The sequence below is a fragment of the Cyclobacteriaceae bacterium genome (assembly GCA_030584025.1).
In the GTDB taxonomy this organism is placed as follows: domain Bacteria; phylum Bacteroidota; class Bacteroidia; order Cytophagales; family Cyclobacteriaceae; genus UBA2336.
Map to the genome: position 1 here is coordinate 1,771,714 of CP129487.1, position 23,055 is coordinate 1,794,768.

The window sequence follows — 23,055 nt, forward strand, 5'->3', positions numbered from 1 at the left end:
AACAGTCGTTTCTTGTTTAGAACCACGAACAGCAAAAAATATTGCAAATGGCAGACCAAAAAATCAGGTCAAAAAATTTCCGTGTCATCTGCACGGACTCAAAGGTAAAGAAATTTGTGTGTAAGAACCAAGGCAGTCACGTTCAATGAACACATTCAGTGCATGAGTTTATAAATCAGTTCACGAAGTATCTGCCCTTCATCTGCTGAACCCGAGTCAACGCCTTTCAATTGAAGATCGGCTGTTTTCAGGTGCATGATGTTTTCAATGATCTTCATAAGCTGATAGTGCTGTAAAGCCTGACTGTAATCACGTACAGCGTAGGGACTGATTTTCAAGCTACTAACCAATCCTTTTTCACTTTTATCAGAAGCTTGTGCCGCAATGAGAAGCTTGCTGAAAAAAGAATATAAAAATGCCACAACCGGTATTACCGGGTTGCGCTTGGTGTTCTGTTCAAAATAATTCACAATCCGGGCAGCCGTTAGTCCATCGCGCTGAATTACGGATTTCTGCAACTCGAATATGTTATATTCTTTACTCACCCCCACATGACTCATCACCCGCTCCACCGTAATGGACTCCCCCGGCTTGAGCAACAGGCTAACTTTATCAAATTCATTGGTTAACCGGTTCAAATCGTTACCCACCAACTGACAAAGGGTGTAAGCTGCTTGCGCATCAATACTCACTTCTTTTTCACGGGCATATTCACTGATAAATTCAGGGAGTTGGTTTTCGTAAAGCTTTTTACCCGAGATGGTAGTGGCGAGTTTTTCTATGCTCTTTCCCAACTCCTTCCGCTTATCAAGCTGCTTATGCTTATGGCAAAAAACCAACACCGTGCTGGGTACGGGTTGTTTCAGGTAATCCAAAAGTAGTTTCGCACCCGTCTCCCGTCCAATATCCTGAATATCCTGCGCTTCCTTAACGATCACCACCTGCCGTTCGGCCATCATGGGAAATCGTCTGGCGTGTGTAAGCACAGTAGCCATGGCTACATCCTTTCCATAAACCACTACCTGATTAAAGCTTTTCTCAGTTTCCGAGAGTGCATGAGTTTCAATGTAATCGGAAATGTAGTCGATAAAATAACTCTCCTCGCCTTGCAGGAAATAGACCGGATCGAATTTCCTCGCCTTCAGTTTTTCTAGAATCTTCTTTACACTGGCTTCCATTATCCAACTCGTTTCCGGGCACCAAAAGTAATGGCTGATGTAATACCAACCAAGGCGCCTCCCAAATGCGATTCCCATGATATTCCGGGATCGCCTGGAAGCACACCATAGAAGACGCTTCCATATAAAAATAAGGTGATCACCGAAATGGCAATCGAACGAAAATCGCGCCTGAATATGCCGAAGAAAATAAGAAAGAACGCCAATCCGTAAACCACCCCGCTAGCACCAATGTGATTGGCCGGCCGGGCAAAAAGCCACACCAATGTGTTCGTCCAGAAATAGGCACGAAAGAAAACCGCTTTGGCTATAGCATTATAAAAATAGAACAATGTAGCTCCCAGAAACAGCAACGGAATGGTATTCGATATCAGGTGATATACATCACCATGCGCCATGGGGCCTACAAAAATTCCAATCAGTCCTTTTAAGGTACGGGGTTCAATACCGTAAGCGCTGATTTGCCAGGCATAGTTTTGCTCCAGGTAAAAGCAAAGCCACATAAAAAAAACGAGACGGAACGGAATGACAGAACTTCCGATGATCGAGGATTGCGGCATCTAAATCAGGTTGATGCGGGATTTTTGATCATGCTTAACTTAATGTATCGGGCTTCTTCATCGGCAATTGTATTGATTCCTAACAATCCACCCGATGATCCGGCAATTTTTTCTGCTAGTCCCAGCAGGGTTTTGTAAAACTCTTCTGCAAATGCCTGATCAATCTTTGGCCAAATTGTATTCAACTCAGCAAGTTCTTCCACCAATAAAGGTGTGCGTTGTGTGGATTCGTATGGGTAGTTCTGAAGCACAATCTTCATTTTATCCTCGAAGTCTTGCGCAATTTCATGAAACAAAACTGATACGGATGAAACCGACCGGTTCTTTCTTTTTTCCGCATGGCGGATAGCTTCCTGGATCTCCTTGCGGTCAATCTTACCATCGGCACCTGCTATCAGAATGCAGACAAGAATCGGTGCTTTATACACCAGTTCCATTTCATGTGCGTTAAGTGAGTGGAGTTCAGGAACCATGTTGAAAATCGTATTACAAATGTGTCGAATAATACCATGTTTTGGTACTTTTATGAGTTAAAAAAACTGTCGTATCTTACTCCTGTCAAGAATCAGCTCATGTACGAAAAGGACCCTTTAAAAATATTTGTTGTAGAAGACGACCCTGCCTATACCAAATTTCTGAAATATGTGTTGGGGCTTAACCCCGATTTTGAAGTAGAGTATTTCACTACCGGTAAAGAGTGTCTGTCGAACCTGCACAAGAACCCATCCGTGATCACACTCGACTACTCCCTGCCCGATCAATCGGGTGAGAGCGTGTTGGAGCAGGTCAGAAGCTACGATCCCAACATCAGTGTGATTATCGTATCGGCACAGGAGAAGATTGGAACGGCCGTAGAGTTACTGAAATCAGGTGCGTTCGATTACATCGCGAAAGATCAGGATACGAAAGATCGCCTGCTCAGTTCCATCAACCATGCACGAAACAAATCTTCTCTCATAAAAGAGATTGATCATCTCAAGAAGGAAATCACTGAGAAGTACGAATTTGAAAACAGCATCATCGGCAAGAGTACAGCCTTGAAGTCTGTATTTCAGCTAATGGAAAAGGCCGTCAGCACCAACATTTCAGTTTCCATATCAGGCGAAACAGGAACGGGTAAAGAGCTGGTGGCCAAGGCTATACATTACAATAGCAAAAGAAAAAATAAGCCATTTGTAGCCGTTAATATTGCGGCTATACCACGCGAATTAATTGAAAGCGAGTTATTTGGGCATGAGAAAGGCGCATTTACCGGTGCCGTGACAAAGCGGATTGGGAAGTTTGAAGAAGCCGAAGGCGGAACAATTTTTCTGGATGAAATCGGAGAAATGGACCCCTCATTGCAGGCTAAGCTATTGCGCGTTTTGCAGGAGCGCGAAATCACCCGCATCGGTGGAAACCAGGTTATCAAACTTGATGTGCGCGTGATTTCGGCCACCCATAAAGACCTGGGTGAAGAAGTGAAAAGCGGCCGGTTTCGTGAAGACCTGTACTACCGGTTATTAGGTATGCCCATTAACCTCCCTCCCCTTCGCGAACGCGGTAACGATGTAATTCTAATAGCGAAATATTTTCTTGACCAATTTTCGAAAGACAATCAGTTGCCCAAAATACTCATCTCGCAAGAGGCACAGTCGCGGATGCTGGAATACCCGTTTCCAGGTAACATCCGCGAGTTGAAATCAGTCATCGAACTGGCGGCAGTTATGTGTGAGGACAACCTGATTCAACCGCAGCACATCACCTTCGGCAGTGCCAAACGGCCAGAATATCTACTCAGCCAGGAGATGACTATGCAGGAATACATGTACCGGATTATCCGGCATTACCTCACCCGCTATGATAACAATGTTTTGGAGGTGGCTAAACGTCTGGATATTGGTAAATCATCACTTTACCGATACCTGAAAGAGATGGAGGCTGCAGGTATTTAGGGTATATGAAGAATCTGGGTGCTTATATAAAGCGCGGCCGCTTTTACGAAGCGGTTGTTGAAGATGGGTCTGATATCATTTTCATTGTCGACTTTAACGGCTCCATTCTATATCATAATGCCTCGGTTCATGAAACATTGGGGTATCGTGCACGCAGCCTCGTGGGCAAGAACTTTTTCGATTTCATTTTACCTGAAAAGCTTGAGGAGTTTAAAAGGCAATTCAAAACGAGTCAGAAGAAAGCCTATAACCAGAAGATAGAATTTCAGTTTCTCTGTAAAGACAAGTCGTACCGTTTCCTGGAGTTTAACTCCATCAACCTGAAGCATAAGGAAAAACTGAATGGGCTCATTCTCGACTGCCGCGACATCACACAACGAAAGAAGGATGCCGAAGAATTGGTTCGGTTGCAAAAAGCAAAGGAACAATTTCTGGCTAACATCAGCCACGAAATCAGAACGCCCATTAACGGCATTGCCGGTATGGCCAGTTTGCTTAGTAAAGATCAGAACAAGGAGGAGCGAGAGACATACCTGAATGCCATCAGGCATTCGGCCGAAAACCTGAAGGTGATCATTAACGACATCCTCGATCTGGCTGCCATTGAATCAGGCAAGTTAAAATTTGAGACGATTGGTTTTAACCTGGCTGATTTACTTCCTTCGCTCATCAGTACATTCAAGTATCAGGCTGCTGAGAAAAAAATTGCACTCGATTATACGCTTGATGAAAAAGCCAATCGAATATTGGTTGGTGACCCTGTGCGGTTGAATCAGATTCTGATTAACCTGATCAGCAATGCCGTAAAGTTTACACACACCGGATCTATTTTGGTAAATGCCACCGTGCAAAAGGAACAAAAGGGAAAATGTTGGATAGATATTTCGGTTACGGACACCGGTGTTGGTATTCCTGAAGAAAAGCTTAAAACCATTTTTGAAAGTTTTAGTCAGGCCGATGCCAGCGTTACCCGAAGATATGGCGGCACAGGATTGGGGTTGACCATTGCCAAACAATTAGTTGAACTGCAACGAGGAAAAATTACGGTTAAGAGTAAGGAACATGTCGGATCGGTCTTTTCCATTACCATTCCCTATCAAACAGGTACAACCAGGCGTATTGGATTGGTTTCTCCGGTTCAGAAAAACAATAAAACAAAAGAAGCCGGGTCGAAGCATTTAAGTGTTTTATTGGTTGAAGATAATGACATAAACCGGCTCTATGCACAAAGCATCTTACGGAGCTGGCAATGTGAAACCGATGTAGCAGAGAATGGTTTGGTAGCCATCGAGCGTTTAAAATCCCGCCCCTACGATGTCGTGTTAATGGATATTCAAATGCCGGTAATGGATGGATATGAAGCCACGCGGGTAATCAGGTTGATGAGCCAACCCGTAAGCTCGGTTCCGATCATTGCGCTTACGGCAAATGCTACCAAGGCAGACGTTGACCGATGCCTGGAAGCCGGCATGAATGATTACTTGTCTAAACCTTTTACACCTGAAGATTTATACAATAAATTATTTGAAGACTTAAAACTGAGTGCAGCTACGCCTACCAAACCTCCGGTTTCGGAATCAACGCTGTACGATCTGGATTACCTCAGGAATGTATCTGGTAACAACACGGAGTTTATTCAGGAGATGATTCAAACATTTACAGACACCATGCCCGTTTCCATTGAACGGCTGGAGGTAGCAATCGCCAATCACAATTGGGAAGAACTCTCACGGGTTATTCACCAGATTAAACCATCCTTAACCCTATTGGGTATTCATAAGTTGAAGGACACCGCGGTCATTCTGGAAGAAGAATTCAAAAAAGCTTTTGCCCAGAAAAAGAGCGAAGATCAGGTTGAGTCCAGTTTACAAATCCTAACCGAATTTATTCACCTGATTAAGAAAGCCATTAGTGAACTCAAGCAGGTGAAAGTAACTGGTGCTTAGTGCCTGTTCATCACCGCCAGTTTCTTCTGCACCACTACCCTATTTCCTTTGCTGAACGTGACGATGTACATGCCGTTAGCGAGGCGATCCAGCTCAACCTGTTGCGGTTCTGATAAGTCTTCGTTCAAGGTACCGCGTAACACTTCAACTCCACGTTGGTCAATGATGCTCCAGGTATAACCTTGAATCGGTGTCACATTACCAAAGCCCGATTCAATTCCAAAGTTCACTTTATTGGAGGCAGGGTTCGGGAAAACCACCAGGTCTTTAACCTGAGCCAATACAGGGTCATCACCAATTCCAACAACTGTTGTGGGCACTTTGAATTCTGATTGAATTACTCTGGATTGGTGAATGCGTTTTGTGTTACGATCTTGTACAAAGGCCACCAGGTACAGGTTATTACCATCCTGGACAGGAACATTAACAATACTCTTGACTGGGACATTCTGCACAGTGCCGTTATTCCAGGTTTGATTCACGGTCAACCCCTCACTTCCCATCAACATTTTCCGCAGCACGTTCACATTTCCATTCACATCACCTTCAACCAACGCCACCTGGAACGTGTAAGGAGTGGTTACCGACTGCTGTGCAATATATTCGTAGTCAACAGTTAAGTCGATAGAGTCATTCGTTGTTGGGTTTTGTATAACATCAATTGTAAACAATGGATCTTCCAATGCCCTGCGGTCAAGTTCAACTGCGGTTATTTTGGTTTGGTCACCGTTAAAGGCTGTACCGAAGTAGTTACCCAATACACCATCCATAATGGCTGCAGGAGGTTGAGATACGCCATAGTACAGGCTTCTGGCTGCAGGATCAATTGGATTTTCAGCATTGATCACATCCGGAGAAGGATTCGCGATGTGGTATTGAATCTTAAAAAAGTCAGCACTGTCTTTAAGCGTAAATTGATTCGTATACAAATTATTGAGGTAGTCATTAGAAGTAGTGCTTATTCCTGCATTGGTAAAATATTCAACCAGTACATTGCGCTGTTTTTCACCTACAAAAACATTGTCAAAGGCAAAACCTTCATAGGGTCTTGAAGGTGTACCGTTATCACTGTTACTACCAAAGGCAATGCGGAGAATAACTTCATTGCGTTCTGTTTTCGGGATCATATCAAGGTTAAACCTGGCCGTTCTCCAACCAGTTTGTATACCAGTCCATCCAAACTGACCGATGGATTGTAAGCCAGGATTAGCTACCAGTGCACCCCGGTTATACCAGTTTATACCTGCGCCACTGATATCGCCAATAGCTTCCCATGTAGTCCCACCATCAATTGAATATTGAAGTACGGCTCCATCGCGTTGATCTTCGAGATCAGACCAGTAATCAATTGACACCATGGGTCTCTTAATATCAAGAAGATTAAGGCAAGGTCCAATAACAGCCGATTTCTCGTTATGGAAATAGGTGGCATTTTGCGAAGTAATGTCAGGATTACCGCCCGTCCACCACGCATTGCTACTACCTGCTGCTGCGGAATTAATTACTGTACCCGTTGGAGGACCCCAAAGCCAACTAGTATCCGAAACAATAAGATCTGAAATCTGAAGTCCATTATTTGCTTTTGTTCTAACCCATGTGCCTTGGCTTAATTCAAAGTCTTCGAAGTACCCCATGGTTGGCGATGGAGTTCCATAATCTTGAATAAATACTCTTCGTATCAATGAGTTTGTACAACCATCATCAGTAGTAACGGTCAGTTCTACATTGTACTGACCGAAATTATCATAGCGGTGTTCTGGTTCGGCAAATGTTCCTAAGGTCCTTCCTCCATTTGTTCCGGCAGGAATGTTATCTCCAGCAAGGCCTGTTACGGAAAATCCATCATCAAATGTCCATGTATACGATTCAATATTACTAATTCCCGGATTCGTCTGATCCACGAATTTTGTATCGTCACCGCTGCAAAATTCTGTCCAGCTAAATGCCATCTCAGGTACAGGTCCGACACGTAAGAGCTTTGATGATTCATTTGAACAGCCCTCATTTGTGGTAACGAGTAATGTTACATTATAACTATTCGGGGCTGTATATTGATACGTTGGCTCTTGAGAGGTACTTCCATTACCATCACCAAATTGCCACAAGTATTGTGTTATTGCTGAGTTATAACTATTGGTACCACTAATTAAAGACGATTCGGCAAATGTGATATTTGAAGTGACGCAAGAGTTGGCCACGTCAATTATCGATGTAGGTGATGCGGTTACCCGTATAATGCGTGCCAATGGATTTGTTGCACCAAATTCATTCGTGTATTCATAAATGATGGTATACTCGCTGGTTGTAAGACCATCGGTACGCAGCTTGAATTTTCCGCTACCACCATCAAAGTAAATACTACCCGGAGGTAAATCAGGACTTGAAAAATTAGCAGCTTCAGGAGGTGTTAGGTTTGGAATATCCTCCAGCGGATCTTCGATAAGTGTAAGGTCTCCTTGGTCTGCACAGATATAACCACTAGCCACGCCAAGCGGATCAGGTTGCTCATTTTGAACTCTAAAGCTAACTGTTGTAATAGGATTAACGATTATGTTTCTAACGGGTGAACTGAAGCATCCGGTAGCTGGATCCTGATAAGAGTAGCGTATAGTATTTATTGCCGGGGTTAAGTTAGCAATAGACGGGAAAAACGTATTTCCTGAAACACCAGGGCCTGAGAACGTACCTCCTGGTGGAACACCGCTCATCGTAACCGGAGGACTATTTTCAGCATAAACAGGATCTAACCCAACAATCGTTACAAAGTTCAACGTATCCCTCACCGCTACCACAACCTGATCAGAAACAGCAGGACAAACACCTGCAGGATCATCAGTGGTCAAAGTGAAGGTGATTGACAGATTAGTAGCTGAACGCTCTGCATTGTTCAAGGTATAACCTGTAATGGGGTTAGTAGCCACATCAAAATTATTGGTACCCCCACTCCAGGTTACCGATGATGTTGATCCGCTAAATGATCCGTTCAACGTTATGTCATCATACTCGCAAATGGCAAAATCCGCTCCGGCAAATACTTTGGCTGACTCTTCTACATTAAAGTCTACATCAATAAAGGCAACTGAACAGGGTCCTGCTCCATCTGGATCGTTTGTGGTCAAGCGGAAGGTAAGTACATTACCTACATCCGAAAGCTCAGTATCGTAGGATGCTGTAACGGTTAAACCGGTAATACTGCTGGTGGAGAGTGTACCGTCTCCGCTAATCAAGCTCCATGTTCCGCTTGTTGCGCTGCCGCCTATTGAACCACTTAAGCTAATTCTGTCGGGTTCACATACATCAACCAATGTTGCCGGTACCGATACAAGCGCTTGTGGATTTACACGCAACTCAAATGAACTTATAACGATGGTACAGATTGCAGATGGACTCGTAACAGTAAGGGTAAACGTTACTACGTTACCAACATCACCAACCCCTACCGTATAAACGGGATTTAACGCAGTGTCGTCATTCAAGCTACCCGTACCGTTGTGCGACCAGAACAAGTTTCCGTTTGAAGCAGAAGCTATTGTGGTACGGGTTGAAAAATCAAAGGATGGCGTTCCTTCACACACAGCATCATTGCCACCGGCATTTGCTGTTGGCCCGGGTGTAATGGTAATCTCCATAACATCATTAACATCCACACAACTTCCGTTGGCGAATGCCGTAAGGGTGAAGGTTACAATACCGGTTTCACCTGGAGAAGCAAAATATGTGGGTGATAACGTTGTGCCATCAAACAAAGTTCCACTGCCATTGTGAGTCCATTGTAGCGAACTGAAGTTGGAGGCAGAAGCTGGAATTGCGCGAGAGGAAAATGCTAAACTTCCGCCCTGACAGATTTCAGCATCACTTCCTGCATTAACCATAACGGAAGGCGTGATGGTTAATACCAAATCATCGTTTACACTCGCGCAGCTTCCATTACCGGTTGCGGTTAAAGTAAACGTTACATTTCCGGTTTCTCCCGCACCTGGCGTATAGGTTGGTGTTAAGGTGCTTGCATTTGTTAAAGATCCCAGACCGGACGTAGTCCAGGTAATGGAACTGAAGTTACTGGCTGAGGCAGGCGTAGTCTGCGAAGCAAAATTAAATACTACTCCTTCGCAGGTTTCTGAATCGCTACCTGCCGATACTGTAGCCGATGGTGTAATGGTGAGCACCATCTGATCCTGAATGGTATCACAACTGCCATTACCTGTTGCGGTCAAAGTAAAGGTTACATTCCCAGCTTCACCAACACCTGGTTGATACGTTGGTGTTAATGTATTGGGATTAAAGAGTATTCCGGTACCGGTAGTTGTCCACGTTATAGTGGCATAATTTAAGGCACTTGCCGGTGTTCCCTGGGCAGTAAAATTAAACGTGACCCCCTGGCATGTTTCTGCATCACTTCCTGCTGATAACACGGGGGCTGGTGTTACCACCAGTGTCATTTGATCCTGTACCGAAACACAGCTTCCGTTTCCTGTAGCTGTTAATGTAAATATCACATTACCGGTTTCACCAACACCCGGAGTGTAGGTAGGTGTTAGTGTGTTTGCATTGGTGATTGAACCTGTTCCTGTGGTGGTCCATATAATCGAAAGGAAGTTTGTGGCTGTGGCCGGACTTGACTGGGAAGCAAAACTAAAGTTCACTCCCTGACAGGTTTCTGCATCGCTTCCGGCAAACACAGTAGCGGCCGGAGTAATGGTGAGTATCATCTGATCATTAACGGTAACACAACTTCCGTTGCCTGTAGCTGTAAGCGTAAAAGTGATGTTACCTGTTTCGCCAACGGCAGGCACATAAGTGGGTGTCAGGGTGTTGGCATTACTGAGCACACCGGCACCGGTGGTTGTCCACAGTATCGTGTTAAAGTTAGATGCGGTTGCCAGCGTTGTTTGTGTATTAAAATTGAAGGTTACTCCCTGGCAGGTTTCTGAATCGCTTCCGGCAGAAACAACAGCAGCCGGTGTAATCACCAGTGTCATTTGATCCTGAATCGTGAAACAACTGCCATTACCCGTTGCCGTTAAGGTAAAGGTTACATTCCCAGTTTCACCAACACCTGGTACATACGATGGAGTAAGTGTACTGGCGTTGTTTAGCGTGCCGGTTCCTGTAGTTGTCCATAAAATGCTTTGGAAGTTTGTAGCTGTGGCCGGTGAACTTTGTGAGGTAAAGTTGTAGGTCACTCCTTGACAAGTCTCCGCATCACTTCCCGCAAAAACTGTTGGTGCAGGCGTAATGGTTAAAATCATCTGATCATTGACTGAAACACAGCTTCCGCTTCCATTCGCAGTAAGTGTAAAGGTTACGGATCCGGTTTCACCTGCACCAGGAACGTAAGTAGGTGTTAACGTATTGGCATTGCTAAGCAAACCCGTGCCTGTGGTTGTCCACAATATGCTGCTGAAATTTGATACGCTTGCCGGTGTCGACTGTGTGCTGAAGTTAAAATTCACTCCCTGACAGGTTTCCGCATCACTTCCGGCAGATACAACAGGTGCAGGTGTAATGTTCAGAATCATCTGATCCGCCACACTCACGCAGCTTCCGTTTCCGCTGGCCGTAAGGGTGAAGGTTACCGCACCGGTCTCGCCTACTCCAGGGGTATAAGTTGGCGTAAACGTAGAGGCATTGGTTAAAGAACCCGTTCCCGTAGTTGTCCAAAGTATGCTGCTGTAGTTGGTTGCCGATGCCGGTGTAGATTGTGTGTTGAAATTAAAGGCTACACCTTCGCAGGTTTCCTGATTGCTGCCGGCATTTACAGTTGGCGCAGGGGTAATCACCAATATCATTTGGTCATTCACACTCACACAACTTCCATTACCATTTACAGTTAGCGTAAAGGTTACATTGCCCGCCTCTCCAACTCCTGGCAGGTAGGTTGGCGTAAGGGTATTGGCATTGAAAATTGTACCGGTACCGGAATGGGTCCACAAAATGGATGAAGCGTTGGTTGCTGATGCCGGGGTTACTTGAGTATTGAAATCAAAAGATACTCCCTGGCAAGTCTCTGAATCACTACCAGCAAAGGCAACGGGTGCCGGGGTTATCACCAATGTCATCTGATCATTTACGCTTGTGCAACTTCCGTTACCATTTACCGTAAGGGTGAGGATAACATTACCGGTTTCGCCAACTCCCGGTGTATAACTTGGTGTTAGTGTACTCGCATTTGCCAAGGTACCTGTACCATTGTGTGTCCACAACAACGAAGCAAACTGCGTTGCGGATGCTGGTGTAGCTTGTGTACTGAAATTGAAGGTAACACCCTGACACGTTTCAGCATCGCTTCCTGCAGATACAGTGGGTTCAGGAGTAATCACCAAAGTCATTTGGTCGTTCACCGAGGCACAGCTTCCATTACCGATAGCCGTTAAGGTAAAAACAACATTTCCGGTCTCTCCAACACCAGGCTCGTACGTAGGTGTAAGTGTATTCGCGTTAAAGATGGTGCCTGTACCGGTGTGTGTCCAAAGTATAGATGAGAAATTTGATGCTGATGCTAAGGTTGCTTGTGTATTAAAGTTGAACGTTACTCCTTGGCACGTTTCCGCATCACTTCCTGCTGAAACTAATGGTGCAGGAGTTATCGTCAGAACCATCTGATCGTTCACTGTGGCACAACTGCCATTTCCAGTTGCGGTTAAGGTAAAGGTTACACTTCCGGTTTCACCTACACCTGGGGTATAGGTTGGTGTAAGCGTGTTGGCATTGGCTAAAGAACCTGTACCGGAAGTAGTCCATGTTATGGTATTGAAATTACTGGCTGAAGCAGGCGTTGTTTGCGTACTGAAAGCAAACGCCACACCCTGACAAGTTTCCGAATCACTTCCAGCAGATACAAGTACAGACGGAGTGATGTTCAAGATCATCTGGTCATTAACACTAACGCAACTTCCGTTACCAGTGGCAGTAAGTGTGAAGGTGACAGCACCCGTTTCACCAACGCCTGGTGTATAAATGGGTGATAATGTTGTTGCATTCACCAATGTTCCGGTTCCTGTGGTTGTCCATTGAATACTGCTGAATTGCGATGCGGTTGCCGGAGAAGCTTGTACTCCAAAATTAAACGTTACGCCCTGACAGGTTTCTTCATCACTTCCGGCAAATACCAATGGTGCCGGTGTAATGGTAAGCACCATCTGATCATTCAATGTGGCACAGCTGCCATTTCCGGTTGCTGTCAACGTAAAGATTACGCCACCCGTTTCGCCCACACCTGGTGTGTAGGTTGGTGTAAGTGTGTTGGCATTGGCCAATGATCCGGTACCAGAGGTAGTCCAGGTAATGGTATTGAAGTTACTTGCCGATGCCGGTGTTGCCTGTGTGGCGAAATTAAATGCAAGACCTTGACAGATTTCTGCATCGCTACCTGCCGAAACAATAACTGCTGGTGTAATGGTCAGGGTCATCTGGTCATTTACATCTGCGCAACTGCCACCACCATCTGCCGTAAGGGTAAAGGTAACAACACCTGTTTCCCCAGGTTGAGGAATATATGTCGGTGTTAAAGTAGTCGCATTAAACAAGGAACCTGAACCGGTTGTTGTCCATAATAACGAAGCAAAATTGCTGGCTGATGCAGGAGTAGATTGAGAGGCAAAACTAAAATTCGATCCCTGACAAATTTCTGCGTCACTGCCCGCATTCACTATGGGAGCCGGAGTAATTTGCAATACCATGGCATCTTGCACAGCAGCACAAGAGCCATTTCCAGTTGCCGTTAAGGTGAACGTTACACTTCCTGTCTCTCCTATTCCAGGAGTATATGATGGGGTTAACGTGTTGGCACCGGTCAGTGAACCCGTTCCTGTGGTTGTCCACAGCAAGGAAGCAAAATTGGTGGCGGTCGCCAGTGGTGCCTGCGTGCTGAAATCAAAGCTTGATCCCTCGCATATCTCCGCATCACCTCCCGCATTAACGGTTGGCGCTGGCGTAATCACCAAATCCATTTGATCCGATGCATTCGCGCAACTTCCCGTGCTGGTAACAAGTAAGGTAAAAGTAACGGTGCCTGTCTCTCCTGCTCCAGGCAAATATGTGGGGGCAATCGTATTTGGATTAAATAACGTTCCTGTTCCGGTATGCGACCAGGTTAATGTAGCATAATTGGAAGCAGAAGCCGGTGTCGCTTGAGTCGAGAAATTGAAAATTGCACCAGCGCATGTCTCACTGTTACTACCTGCATCAACTGTGGGCAGCGGAGTTATGTTCAGAATCATCTGATCGGCAACATCTGCGCAAGTACCAATACCTTCAGCTGTTAGTGTAAACGTTACTGGTCCGGTTTCACCTACGCCAGGTGTATAATTAGGTGTCAACGTTGTTGCATTCGTCAACACACCGGTTCCGGTAGTCGTCCATTGTAAGGAAGCAAAGTTTGAAGCGGTTGCAGGTGTTGACTGAGCAGTAAAATTAAAGACTGATCCTTCGCAAATTTCCTGATCACTTCCGGCATTCACTATCGGATTAGGAGACACCGTTACAAGAAGTGGTGCAGCCAACGTATTACACCCTGTGGCTGTGATGGTTTCAACTACCGATACTGAACCTGTACCGGCCGATGTCCAGGTAACAGAAATTTCGTTCGTACCAGCACCGCTATCTATCGTACCGCCAACAACCGTCCAGGCGTAGGTGTTCCCTCCAACATTTGGTGTTGAATACAACACACCCGTTTCTGTCCGACAAACATTATTGTTTCCTGCTATTACAGGAGTTGGATTCGGATTTATGGTAACGTTATAAACCGGAGTAACAGTTGTACATCCACCCACTGTTTCGGTAAGTGTGAGGGTTCCTGGTCCTGCTGCACCCCAATCGACCGTTACGGTATTATTGGTTGATGATCCATCAATCGTACCACCAGTAACATTCCAACTATAGATATTCCCTGCTGTAAATGGAGATGTGTAGACAACGTTTTGCTCATTCGCACAAACGGCATTATCACCGCTGATTACAGGGGCTGGTGTTGGATTAATCGTTACCGTGTAAACCGGGGTTGTTGTAATGCAACTACTTGATGGAACAACTTCAGTAACTTCAATAGTACCTGCACCAGCAGGCCCCCAATTAACCGTTATTGAATTGGTGCCTGCTCCGGCTACAATAGAACCTCCTGAGACTGACCATGTATATGTATTACCCGGTGAATTCGGTGTGGAATAAATCACTCCGGCATCATTGGCACATACCACGTTGAGACCACTGATAACTGGCGTAGGTAACGTGTTGATATTTACATTAAAGATTGGGGTAGTAATAAAGCAACCAGAGGCTGTTATCGTTTCCGTTAATTGAATCGTTCCGGTACCTGCTGCACCCCAATCCACAACAATGCTGTTTCCGTTTGATGAACCGTCAATCGTTCCTCCTGTTACCGCCCATGCATACGTATGTCCTGCAACAAGTGGAGTAGTGTAAACTTTGTTTTGTGCATTTTCGCAAACCGTATTATCACCAGTAATGGAAGGTGTTGGTATGGCTTCAATGGTTACGTTGTAAGGCGGAGTAGTGACTGTACAACTGCTGCTTACAATGAATTGTGTTACCGTAACTGATCCTGCGCCTGCAGCACCCCAATCCACGGTTATGGAGTTTGTACCTGCTCCTGCCACGATAGTTCCCCCCGATACAGACCAGGAATACAGATCACCTGGAACATTTGGTGTTGAATAAACAACGCCTGTTGTGTTCGCACAGACAGTGGCTAATCCACTGATAACAGGTGACGGAGAATTGTTGATAAGAATATTAAAATCCGGAGTAAGTGCGCTGCAACCCGTAGCGATTATGGTTTCCAAAACGGCTACTGTACCCGGGCCTGCTGCACCCCAATCCACAACGATGCTATTTCCATTTGATGGTCCGTCAATAGTTCCTCCCGATACCGTCCACGCATAAGTTCTTCCTGCGTTGAATGGTACAGAGTAGGTTATATTCTGCTCACCGGCACACACGCTGTTGTTACCGCTGATGACAGGGGTAGGGTTCGCGTTAATCGTTACGTTGTAATTCGCTGTCGTGGTCGCACAGCCCGTAGCGGTGATCGTCTCGGTTACCCGAACGGTGCCGGCTCCTGCCGAGCCCCACGTTACCGTGATGCTGTTGCTGCCCTGGCCTGCAGTGATGGTTCCCCCATTCACCGTCCAGTTGAAGTTGTTGCCGGTGGCGCCTGTGGTGTACACCGCACCCGACTCATTGGCACAGGCTGTAGCCGGACCTGCAATCACCGGTGCCGGGTTGGCATTGATCGTTACGTTGTAGAACGGTGTAGTTACCGAACACGTAGTGGCATCAATAATTTCCTGTAGTTGAACGGTGCCCGCTCCCGCTGCTCCCCACGTTACGGTGATGCTGTTGGTGCCTGCCCCTGCAGTAATCGCTCCGCCTGTTACCGACCAGTTATACGTTCTGCCTGCTGCGGCTGGCGTGCTATACACCACTCCGGTCTGATTTTCACACACACTGTTGTTGCCGCTGATAACAGGCGTAGGATTCGCGTTGATCGTGACGTTGTAATTCGCTGTGGTGGTTGCACAGCCCGTGGCCGCGATCGTCTCGGTTACCCGAACGGTGCCGGCTCCTGCCGAACCCCACGTTACCGTGATGCTGTTGCTGCCCTGGCCTGCGGTAATGGTTCCACCATTCACGGTCCAGTTGAAGTTGTTGCCGGTGGCACCCGTGGTGTACACCGCACCCGACTCATTGGCACAAGCCGTAGCCGGGCCAGCGATGGATGGTGCCGGGTTGGCATTGATCGTAACGTTGTAGAATGGTGTAGTTACCGAACACGAGGTCGCATCAATAATTTCCTGTAGTTGAACGGTGCCCGCTCCCGCTGCTCCCCACGTTACGGTGATGCTGTTGGTGCCTGCCCCTGCAGTAATCGCTCCGCCTGTTACCGACCAGTTATACGTTCTGCCTGCTGCGGCTGGCGTGCTATACACCACTCCGGTCTGATTTTCACACACACTGTTGTTGCCGCTGATAACAGGCGTAGGATTCGCGTTGATCGTGACGTTGTAGTTCGCAGTCGTGGTCGCACAGCCGGTGGCCGTGATTGTCTCAGTTACCCGAACGGTGCCTGCGCCTGCTGAACCCCACGTTACCGTGATGCTGTTCGTGCCCTGACCGGCAGTGATGGTTCCCCCATTCACGGTCCAGTTGAAGTTGTTGCCCGTGGCTGCTGTGGTATACACCGCACCCGTCTCATTCGCACAGGCCGTGGCCGGTCCTCCGATGGACGGTGCCGGGTTGGCGTTGATCGTTACGTTGTAGAGTGACGTGGTTACTGAACATAAAGTCGCATTGATAATCTCTTCTAATTCTACCGTGCCTGCGCCCGCTGCGCCCCACGTTACGGTGATGCTGTTGGTGCCTGCCCCTGCAGTAATCGCTCCCCCTGTTACCGACCAGTTATACGTTCTGCCTGCTGCGGCTGGCGTGCTATACACTACTCCGGTCTGGTTCGCACACACGCTGTTGTTACCACTGATAACAGGCGTAGGATTCGCGTTGATCGTGACGTTGTAATTCGCTGTGGTGGTTGCACAGCCGGTGGCGGTGATCGTCTCGGTTACCCGAACGGTGCCTGCGCCTGCTGAACCCCACGTTACCGTGATGCTGTTCGTGCCCTGACCGGCAGTGATGGTTCCCCCATTCACCGTCCAGTTGAAGTTGTTGCCCGTGGCTGCTGTGGTATACACCGCACCCGTCTCATTCGCACAGGCCGTGGCCGGACCAACGATGGATGGTGCCGGGTTGGCGTTAATCGTTACGTTGTAGAACGGTGTAGTTACCGAACACGTAGTGGCATCAATAATTTCCTGTAGTTGAACGGTGCCCGCTCCCGCTGCTCCCCACGTTACGGTGATGCTGTTGGTGCCTGCCCCTGCAGTAATCGCTCCGCCTGTTACCGACCAGTTATACGTTCTGCCTGCTGCAGCTGGCGTGCTATACACTACTCCGGTCTGGTTCGCACACACGCTGTTGTTACCGCTGATGACAGGGGTTGGATTCGCGTTGATCGTGACGTTGTAATTCGCTGTGGTGGTTGCACAGCCCGTGGCCGCGATCGTCTCGGTTACCCGAACGGTGCCGGCTCCTGCCGAGCCCCACGTTACCGTGATGCTGTTGCTGCCCTGGCCTGCAGTGATGGTTCCCCCATTCACTGTCCAGTTGAAGTTGTTGCCCGTGGCTGCTGTGGTATACACCGCACCCGTCTCATTCGCACAGGCCGTGGCCGGTCCTCCGATGGACGGTGCCGGGTTGGCGTTGATCGTTACGTTGTAGAGTGGCGTGGTTACTGAACATAAAGTCGCATTGATAATCTCTTCTAATTCTACCGTGCCTGCGCCCGCTGCGCCCCACGTTACCGTGATGCTGTTGGTGCCGGCTCCCGCTGTGATCGCTCCGCCAACTACGGTCCAGTTATACGTTCTGCCTGCTGCGGCTGGTGTGCTGTACACCACTCCGGCCTGGTTCGCACACACGCTGTTGTTACCGCTGATAACAGGCGTAGGATTCGCATTGATCGTTACGTTGTAATTCGCAGTCGTGGTCGCACAACCCGTAGCGGTGATCGTCTCGGTTACCCGAACGGTGCCTGCGCCTGCTGAACCCCACGTTACCGTGATGCTGTTCGTGCCCTGACCGGCAGTGATGGTTCCCCCATTCACTGTCCAGTTGAAGTTGTTGCCGGTGGCACCTGTGGTGTACACCGCACCCGACTCATTGGCACAGGCTGTAGCCGGACCTGCAATCACCGGTGCCGGGTTAGCATTAATCGTAACGTTGTAGAACGGTGTAGTTACCGAACACGTAGTGGCATCAATAATTTCCTGTAGTTGAACGGTGCCCGCTCCCGCTGCGCCCCACGTTACGGTGATGCTGTTGGTGCCGGCACCCGAGGTGATCGCTCCGCCAACCACGGTCCAGTTATACGTTCTGCCTGCTGCGGCTGGTGTACTATACACGACTCCGGTTTGATTTTCACACACGCTGTTGTTGCCGCTGATAACCGGGGTCGGGTTCGCGTTGATCGTTACGTTGTAGTTCGCTGTCGTGGTTGCACAGCCCGTAGCGGTGATCGTCTCGGTTACCCGAACGGTGCCGGCTCCTGCCGAGCCCCACGTTACCGTGATGCTGTTGCTGCCCTGGCCTGCAGTGATGGTTCCGCCATTCACCGTCCAGTTGAAGTTGTTGCCGGTGGCACCTGTGGTGTACACCGCTCCCGACTCATTGGCACAGGCCGTGGCCGGGCCAACGATGGATGGTGCCGGGTTGGCGTTAATCGTTACGTTGTAGAACGGTGTAGTTACCGAACACGTTGTCGCATCAATAATTTCCTGTAGTTGAACCGTACCCGCACCTGCTGCGCCCCACGTTACCGTGATGCTGTTGGTGCCGGCACCCGAGGTGATCGCTCCGCCAACCACGGTCCAGTTATACGTTCTGCCTGCTGCGGCTGGTGTACTATACACGACTCCGGTTTGATTTTCACACACGCTGTTGTTGCCGCTGATAACCGGGGTCGGGTTCGCGTTGATCGTTACGTTGTAGTTCGCTGTCGTGGTTGCACAGCCCGTAGCGGTGATCGTCTCGGTTACCCGAACGGTGCCGGCTCCTGCCGAGCCCCACGTTACCGTGATGCTGTTGCTGCCCTGGCCTGCAGTGATGGTTCCGCCATTCACCGTCCAGTTGAAGTTGTTGCCGGTGGCACCTGTGGTGTACACCGCTCCCGACTCATTGGCACAGGCCGTGGCCGGGCCAACGATGGATGGTGCCGGGTTGGCGTTAATCGTTACGTTGTAGAACGGTGTAGTTACCGAACACGTTGTCGCATCAATAATTTCCTGTAGTTGAACCGTACCCGCACCTGCTGCGCCCCACGTTACCGTGATGCTGTTGGTGCCGGCACCCGAGGTGATCGCTCCGCCAACCACGGTCCAGTTATACGTTCTGCCTGCTGCGGCTGGTGTACTATACACGACTCCGGTTTGATTTTCACACACGCTGTTGTTACCACTGATAACAGGGGTAGGATTCGCGTTGATCGTTACGTTGTAATTCGCTGTGGTGGTCGCACAGCCGGTGGCCGTGATCGTCTCGGTTACCCGAACGGTACCGGCTCCTGCTGAACCCCACGTTACCGTGATGCTGTTGCTACCCTGGCCTGCGGTGATGGTTCCCCCATTCACTGTCCAGTTGAAGTTGTTGCCGGTGGCACCTGTGGTGTACACCGCACCCGACTCATTGGCACAGGCTGTAGCCGGACCTGCAATCACCGGTGCCGGGTTAGCATTAATCGTAACGTTGTAGAACGGTGTAGTTACCGAACACGTAGTGGCATCAATAATTTCCTGTAGTTGAACGGTGCCCGCTCCCGCTGCGCCCCACGTTACGGTGATGCTGTTGGTGCCGGCACCCGAGGTGATCGCTCCGCCAACCACGGTCCAGTTATACGTTCTGCCTGCTGCGGCTGGTGTACTATACACGACTCCGGTTTGATTTTCACACACGCTGTTGTTGCCGCTGATAACCGGGGTCGGGTTCGCGTTGATCGTTACGTTGTAGTTCGCTGTCGTGGTTGCACAGCCCGTAGCGGTGATCGTCTCGGTTACCCGAACGGTGCCGGCTCCTGCCGAGCCCCACGTTACCGTGATGCTGTTGCTGCCCTGGCCTGCAGTGATGGTTCCGCCATTCACCGTCCAGTTGAAGTTGTTGCCGGTGGCACCTGTGGTGTACACCGCTCCCGACTCATTGGCACAGGCCGTGGCCGGGCCAACGATGGATGGTGCCGGGTTGGCGTTAATCGTTACGTTGTAGAACGGTGTAGTTACCGAACACGTTGTCGCATCAATAATTTCCTGTAGTTGAACCGTACCCGCACCTGCTGCGCCCCACGTTACCGTGATGCTGTTGGTGCCGGCACCCGAGGTGATCGCTCCGCCAACCACGGTCCAGTTATACGTTCTGCCTGCTGCGGCTGGTGTACTATACACGACTCCGGTTTGATTTTCACACACGCTGTTGTTGCCGCTGATGACAGGCGTAGGGTTCGCGTTGATCGTTACGTTGTAGTTCGCTGTCGTGGTTGCACAGCCCGTAGCGGTGATCGTCTCGGTTACCCGAACGGTACCGGCTCCTGCTGAACCCCACGTTACCGTGATGCTGTTCGTGCCCTGGCCTGCGGTAATGGTTCCACCATTCACTGTCCAGTTGAAGTTGTTGCCGGTGGCACCCGTGGTATACACCGCTCCCGACTCATTGGCACAGGCCGTGGCCGGGCCAACAATTACCGGGGCCGGGTTGGCGTTGATCGTAACGTTGTATAAGGCCGTGGTGGTTGAGCAAAAAGTAATGCTGTTGGTTTCCTGTAACTGTACGGTACCCGCGCCTGCGGCTCCCCATGTAACGGTGATGCTGTTGATGCCAGCTCCCGATGTGATCACTCCCCCGTTCACTGTCCAGGTGTACGTCCGGTCTGCTGCAGCTGGTGTACTATAAACTACTCCGGTCTGGTTCGCACACACGCTGTTGTTACCACTGATGACAGGCGTAGGGTTCGCGTTGATCGTAACACTGTAATCAGCTGTCGTGGTCGCACAGCCGGTGGCCGTGATGGTTTCAGTTACCTGAACGGTACCCGCGCCTGCCGAGCCCCACGTTACCGTGATGCTGTTGCTGCCCTGGCCTGCGGTGATGGTTCCCCCATTCACTGTCCAGTTGAAGTTGTTGCCGGTGGCACCCGTGGTATACACCGCTCCCGACTCATTGGCACAGGCCGTGGCCGGGCCAACAATTACCGGGGCCGGGTTGGCGTTGATCGTAACGTTGTATAAGGCCGTGGTGGTTGAGCAAAAAGTAATGCTGTTGGTTTCCTGTAACTGTACGGTACCCGCGCCTGCGGCTCCCCATGTCACCGTGATGCTGTTGGTGCCTGCACCTGCGGTGATCGCTCCGCCTGTTACCGTCCAGTTATACGTCCGGTTTGCTGCGGCTGGTGTACTATACACTACTCCGGTCTGGTTCGCACACACGCTGTTGTTACCACTGATGACAGGCGTAGGGTTCGCGTTGATCGTAACACTGTAATCAGCTGTCGTGGTCGCACAGCCGGTGGCCGTGATGGTTTCAGTTACCCGAACGGTACCCGCGCCTGCCGAACCCCACGTTACCGTGATGCTGTTGCTGCCCTGGCCTGCGGTGATGGTTCCTCCATTCACGGTCCAGTTGAAGTTGTTGCCGGTGGCACCCGTGGTATACACCGCTCCCGACTCATTGGCACAGGCCGTGGCCGGGCCAACAATTACCGGGGCCGGGTTGGCGTTGATCGTAACGTTGTATAAGGCCGTGGTGGTTGAGCAAAAAGTAATGCTGTTGGTTTCCTGTAACTGTACGGTACCCGCGCCTGCGGCTCCCCATGTCACCGTGATGCTGTTGGTGCCTGCACCTGCGGTGATCGCTCCGCCTGTTACCGTCCAGTTATACGTCCGGTTTGCTGCGGCTGGTGTACTATACACTACTCCGGTCTGGTTCGCACACACGCTGTTGTTACCGCTGATGACAGGCGTAGGGTTCGCGTTAATTGTTACGTTGTAGTTCGCGGTCGTGGTTGCACAGCCGGTGGTTGTATTGGTTTCAGTAACACGCAGAAAACCAGTTCCGGATGCACCCCAATCTACGGTTACAGAACTACCTGTTGAGGATCCATCAATAGTTCCTCCTGATACGATCCATGAATAGCTATTACCACTATCTACAGCAAGCGCGTAAACTACATTTTGCTCATTGGCGCAAACTGAATTGTCTCCTGTAATTACCGGTGTTGGTGGCAATGCACTGGTAACTGATCCCATAGTAGTTCCATTCACTAAACCAGCTATGGTGCTGGTTCCCCCAGTTCTGGTTATGTTAAGGGTTTGTGCCGGACCACTGACAGCCCGAACCTGTAGACCTGATATAACAATTGCATCGAATTTATCGGTACCTGTATTATTGAATGCACTGAAATTTAGAGTAACGGAGTTTGCCAGTACTGAAATAGAATTAATTACTACATCATCTGATCCAGGGGATGCTAAAGCGGAACCTACCCCAGGTACAAATTGGAAATCTGCAGGAATACCCAATACCAGCGTTATATTAAGCCAATCACCAAAAGGACCACCGATCGCATCATCGTCTAGGTTATCTCCAGTATCAGTTTCTGAGATAACTATTGGTGTTAATCCTACCGGACTGCCGCCTACGCATATGGGTACTCCTCCAGTTGTGGTGGCTGGGGTTATGGTAACATTAGCCTGAGAATAGGCTGAAAACGCTCCAAAAAAAGCAAGAAGAAGAAAAACAATGCGGTAGAGTGCAGGCATAGGAGCAGTTAAACCAACTATAAACTATTAATAACGCATTATCTAAATTGTAACCCTAAAAA

6 protein-coding genes are annotated in these 23,055 nt (G+C 48.9%); 2 read left to right on the forward strand and 4 right to left on the reverse strand.

Going from position 1 to position 23,055, the window contains the following annotated elements:
- Positions 1–155: 155 nt before the first annotated feature.
- The 3 genes from holA to QY309_08155 are packed head-to-tail and all read right to left on the reverse strand — an operon-like array spanning position 156 to position 2,211.
- The gene (holA, locus tag QY309_08145; protein WKZ61450.1) at positions 156–1,178 is read right to left on the reverse strand and encodes a DNA polymerase III subunit delta; all 1,023 of its coding nucleotides are present in this window, start codon (positions 1,176–1,178) and stop codon (positions 156–158) included.
- On the reverse strand, positions 1,178–1,738 hold the full coding sequence (locus tag QY309_08150) for a rhomboid family intramembrane serine protease (GenBank protein WKZ61451.1): 561 nt from the start codon (positions 1,736–1,738) through the stop codon (positions 1,178–1,180). Before QY309_08150 ends, holA begins: the two co-directional genes overlap by 1 nt.
- Before the next feature lie 5 nt (positions 1,739–1,743).
- Positions 1,744–2,211, reverse strand: coding sequence for a hypothetical protein (locus tag QY309_08155; protein WKZ61452.1), 468 nt, complete (start codon positions 2,209–2,211; stop codon positions 1,744–1,746).
- 99 nt (positions 2,212–2,310) lie between these two features.
- On the opposite strand from QY309_08155, the gene QY309_08160 reads away from it, so the two are divergent.
- The gene (locus QY309_08160; GenBank protein ID WKZ61453.1) at positions 2,311–3,672 is read left to right on the forward strand and encodes a sigma-54 dependent transcriptional regulator; all 1,362 of its coding nucleotides are present in this window, start codon (positions 2,311–2,313) and stop codon (positions 3,670–3,672) included.
- 5 nt (positions 3,673–3,677) lie between these two features.
- Complete coding sequence (locus tag QY309_08165; GenBank protein WKZ61454.1) at positions 3,678–5,618, forward strand: ATP-binding protein; 1,941 nt, start codon at positions 3,678–3,680, stop codon at positions 5,616–5,618.
- On the opposite strand, the gene QY309_08170 is transcribed toward QY309_08165, so the two are convergent.
- Positions 5,615–22,993, reverse strand: coding sequence for a PKD domain-containing protein (locus QY309_08170; protein ID WKZ61455.1), 17,379 nt, complete (start codon positions 22,991–22,993; stop codon positions 5,615–5,617). The genes QY309_08165 and QY309_08170 overlap by 4 nt on opposite strands.
- Positions 22,994–23,055: the final 62 nt, after the last annotated feature.